Here is a 4,053-nt window from a genome sequence, read left to right on the forward strand (position 1 = left end):
GGGCGAGGGGTGCGAACCCGTGCCGGAGGGCGCGCTCACGCCGGCTCCGTGCGGTCCGCGGCCATGCCGGCCGCGTCCAGGAGGGCCGTGCCCACGATCAGGTCGGCTCCGCCGAACTCCGGGTCCTCCAGCTGGGTGCCGTCGTCCACCGCGAACAGCAGCCGCTCCTCGCCCTGCCGGTACGCCGTGCCCACGGCCGGGCTGGCCGCGTGGACGGCGAGCAGGGCCACCAGGTACGGGAGGTCGGGGTCCTCGCGGCGGGCCTCCGCGAGCAGGCCGGACAGGCGGCGCGGGGCGTCGTGCGGGAGGTCCAGGAGGCGGGTCGCGGCCGCGAGCTGCTCCTCGCTGAAGCGGCTGTCGTCCGGGGTGGCGATGAGGTCGGGCTCCGGCATCTCCGCGCCGAGGTGCTCGCGCTCCACGGGCGGGGTGAGGAGGATCTCCACGAGGTCCGCGACCCGTACGGAGACGGGGGTGCGCAGGCCGGTGCCGGCGGCGAAGAAGGCGTCGGTGACCCGGGTGGCCTGCGCCACGGGCAGCGGCAGGAGCGGGGCGACCAGCTGACCGTACAGGTCGATGCCAGAGCGCGCGGCGGGCGCGGCGAAGGCCTGGCGGTCCTGTTCGGCGCGGAACAGCGGGCCGGCGTCGAGGAGCCTCGACTGGAGCTGGGTATGCCGGCGGATGCAGTCCTTGACGATGTCCACGAGCTCGGCGGCGCGCCGCTTGTTCTCGGGGTCCTCGGCCTCGTCGCGCGCCTTGCGGATGTTGGTGAGGATGGCGTTCTCGTGCCGGTAGCGGTCGGCGACGTGGTCGAGGGCCTCGTCGATCATGTCGGGCACGGACTGCAGCCAGTCGACGGCGCGGACGTTGCGCCGGGTGGCGTCGAGGGTGCGGCGCAGGGTCTCGGCGTACTGGACCGTGCGGTAGCGGGCCTGTTCCGCGGCGAGCTGGGCGTCGGCGAGCCGGCCCCGGCTGATCAGGACCTCCAGCTTGACCTCGGCGGCGATCTGCGCGCTGGTGACGTCGGTGTCGAGGGCGCCGACCAGGACGTTGACGGCCTCGTCGGTGGTGCGCAGGTAGACCGCGCCGCCGTACCCGGGGACCTCCTCGATCAGCTTGAAGTCGTAGTCGCGGCGGACGTAGACCCCGTCGGGGCCGAAGGTGCCGTAGATCGCACGGAAGCCGCGGTCGACGCTGCCGACGTTGATCAGGTTCTCCAGCACCCAGCGGGCGACCCGCTCGTGCTCGGCGGCGGGCCGGCCGGGGGTCTGGGCGGCGACGCGGGGCAGCAGCCTGGCCACTATCTGCTCGTGGTCGGCGCCCGTGTCGAAGTCCATGTTCAGCGTGACCAGGTCGATCGCGGACAGCGCGACCTCCGCCATCGCGTAGACCCCGTACTCGCCGGCCAGATTGGCCTTGCGTACGTCGAGGTCGTGCAGCGGGGCGGTGCAGGCGAGGGCGCGCAGCCGCCGGGCCAGGCCCTCGTCGGCGGCCGGGCCCGGCGCCGGGGACGGGAGGGTCTTCGCCGGGGCAGGGAGAGTCACGTCGGAAAGATTAGGCGGTGTCACGGACAACATCCCAAACGGCATGGTTCGGCCGGATCGTCCCCGGCTCCGCGGAAGGCCGCGGAAGGGCTCTGCGGCGCGCGGCGCACAGGCTGTTCTACGCTCGCCGCATGGCTTCCATGATCACATCCCCAGCGGCCTCGATCGACCTCAACGCCGACCTCGGCGAGGGCTTCGGGCGGTGGGCGCTGACGGACGACGAAGCCCTGCTGTCGGTGGTCACCAGCGCGAACGTGGCCTGCGGGTTCCACGCGGGCGACCCGTCGATCATGCGGCGGGTGTGCGAGCTGGCCGCCGCGCGGGGCGTACGGATCGGGGCGCAGGTCTCGTACCGGGACCTGGCGGGGTTCGGGCGGCGGGCGATGGACGTGCCGGCCGAGGAGCTGGCGGCGGAGGTGGCGTACCAGATCGGGGCGCTGGAGGTGTTCGCGCGGGCGGCCGGGTCCAGGGTGTCGTACGTGAAACCGCACGGTGCGCTGTACAACCGCACCGTGCACGACGCGGACCAGGCGGGCGCGGTGGTCGCCGGGATCCGGCTCGCGGCCGGGGACGCCGGGCTGCCGGTGCTGGGCCTGCCCGGGTCGCTGCTGCTCGCGGCGGCGCGGGAGGCCGGGCTGGAGCCCGTACCGGAGGCCTTCGCCGACCGGGCCTACACCCCGGAAGGCACGCTGGTGCCGCGCGGGACGCCGGGGGCCGTGCTGCACGACCCGGACGCGGTGGTGGCACGGGCCGTGCGGATGGCGGCGGAGCGGGGGGTCACGGCCTTGGACGGCTCCCCGGTCCGGGTGGACGCGCGCTCGCTGTGCCTGCACGGGGACACCCCGGGGGCGGCGGGGCTCGCGGTGCGGGTCCGGGAGGCGCTGGGGGCGGCCGGGGTGCGGGTGGAGGCGTTCGCGTGAGGGCGCTGGTGGTGGGGCGGGAGGCGCTGCTGCTGGAGGTGGACTCGGCGGGGGAGGTGGCCGCGCTCCACGCCGAGCTGCTGCGCCGGCGGGAGGCGGGTGAGCTGGGCGGCGTCCGGGAGGTGGTGCCGGCGGCGCGGACGGTGCTGCTCGACGGGGTGCGCGAGCCTGCGGCGCTGGCCGCGCGGATCGCCCGCTGGGAGGTGCCGCCGCTCGCGGAGGCGGAAGGGCCGCTGGTCACCGTCGCGGTGCGGTACGACGGGCCGGACCTGGCGGAGGTGGCCGGGGCGTGGGGCGTGGCCGAGGGGGAGGTGGCCGGGGTGGTCGGGGGGATCGGGTTCCGGGTGGCGTTCTGCGGGTTCGCGCCCGGCTTCGGCTATCTGACGGGCCTGCCCGAGCGGCTGTGGCTGCCGCGGCGGGCCACGCCGCGCACGTCGGTCCCGGCGGGGTCGCTGGCGCTGGCCGGGGAGTACGCGGGGGTCTACCCCCGCTCCTCCCCCGGCGGCTGGCAGCTGATCGGCTCCACCGACGCGGTGCTGTGGGACCCGGCGCGGGAGCCGGCGGCGCTGTTCGCGCCGGGGGTACGGGTGCGGTTCGAGGAGGCGGGGGCGTGAGCGGGGGCGGGCTGCTGGTGGTGCGGGCGGGGGCGCTGAGCACCGTGCAGGACCTGGGGCGGCCCGGGTTCGCGCACCTGGGGGTGCCGCGGTCGGGGGCATTGGACCGGGGGGCGTACGCCCTGGCCAACCGGCTCGTCGGCAATCCGGCGGGGGCCGCCGCCCTGGAGACCACCCTGGACGGGGTCCGGCTGCGGGCCCTGGCGCCGGTGACGGTGGCGGTGACGGGCGCGCCGTGTGCGGTACGGGTCTGCGGGCGCCCGGCGGCGTGGGGTGCGCCGGTGTGGCTGCGGGCGGGGGCGGAGCTGGACGTGGGGCGGGCGTCGGCCGGGGTGCGCAGCTACGTCGCGGTGCGGGGCGGGGTCGCCGGTCCTGCGGTGCTGGGGAGCCGTGCGACGGACCTGCTGTCGGGGCTGGGGCCGGCGGTCCTGGCGGACGGGACGGTGCTGGAGGTCGGCCCGGCGGGACCGGAGCCGGCGACCGGGGCGGACGCCCTGCGGGTGCCGGGGCCGCCGGTGGCGGAGCTGGTGCTGCCGTTGCGGCCGGGGCCGCGGGCGGACTGGTTCACGGGGGCCTCGCTGGCGGCGCTGCTGTCGGGTGGCTACCGGGTGTCGGCGGCGTCGAACCGGATCGGGCTGCGGACCGAGGCGGGGCCCGCGCTGGAGCGGGCGCGGGGCGGGGAGCTGCCGAGTGAGGGGATGGTGCTGGGGGCGGTGCAGGTGCCGCCGGACGGGTTGCCGGTGGTGTTCCTGGCCGACCACCCCGTGACCGGCGGCTACCCGGTGGTCGGGGTGGTCCCCCCGGGCCCCGCCCTGGACGCCGCCGCCCAGGCCCGGCCGGGGGTGGCGGTGCGGTTCGTTCCGGCGTGAGGGGGTGGGCGGCGCGGGTGGCCGCTGCGCGGGCGGGGTCCCCTACCCGCCCTTCGCCCGTTCCTCCCCCAGCTACCGCTGGGAGGTGCCCCCAGGGGCTCCGCCCCAG

The 4,053-nt window shown here is 77.1% G+C and carries 4 protein-coding genes; 3 read left to right on the plus strand and 1 reads right to left on the minus strand.

The features are described 5' to 3' along the window. Positions 1–35 precede the first annotated feature (35 nt). Complete coding sequence (locus ACFVXK_RS37370; protein ID WP_389621466.1) at positions 36–1,586, minus strand: hypothetical protein; 1,551 nt, start codon at positions 1,584–1,586, stop codon at positions 36–38. A 95-nt stretch (positions 1,587–1,681) separates the two neighbouring features. Here ACFVXK_RS37370 and ACFVXK_RS37375 point away from each other — a divergent pair, with 95 nt between their 5' ends. The 3 genes from ACFVXK_RS37375 to ACFVXK_RS37385 are packed head-to-tail and all read left to right on the plus strand — an operon-like array spanning position 1,682 to position 3,944. After that, positions 1,682–2,461 (plus strand): LamB/YcsF family protein, encoded by a 780-nt coding sequence (locus tag ACFVXK_RS37375; RefSeq protein ID WP_389621469.1) that lies wholly within the window; start codon positions 1,682–1,684, stop codon positions 2,459–2,461. Beyond that, the gene (locus tag ACFVXK_RS37380; RefSeq protein ID WP_389621471.1) at positions 2,458–3,075 is read left to right on the plus strand and encodes an allophanate hydrolase subunit 1; all 618 of its coding nucleotides are present in this window, start codon (positions 2,458–2,460) and stop codon (positions 3,073–3,075) included. Before ACFVXK_RS37375 ends, ACFVXK_RS37380 begins: the two co-directional genes overlap by 4 nt. Further along, complete coding sequence (locus tag ACFVXK_RS37385; RefSeq protein WP_389621474.1) at positions 3,072–3,944, plus strand: biotin-dependent carboxyltransferase family protein; 873 nt, start codon at positions 3,072–3,074, stop codon at positions 3,942–3,944. The genes ACFVXK_RS37380 and ACFVXK_RS37385 overlap by 4 nt, the downstream gene beginning before the upstream one ends. Positions 3,945–4,053 lie beyond the last annotated feature (109 nt).

It is taken from the genome of Streptomyces sp. NPDC058157 (genome assembly GCF_042884105.1).
Lineage (GTDB): Bacteria > Actinomycetota > Actinomycetes > Streptomycetales > Streptomycetaceae > Streptomyces.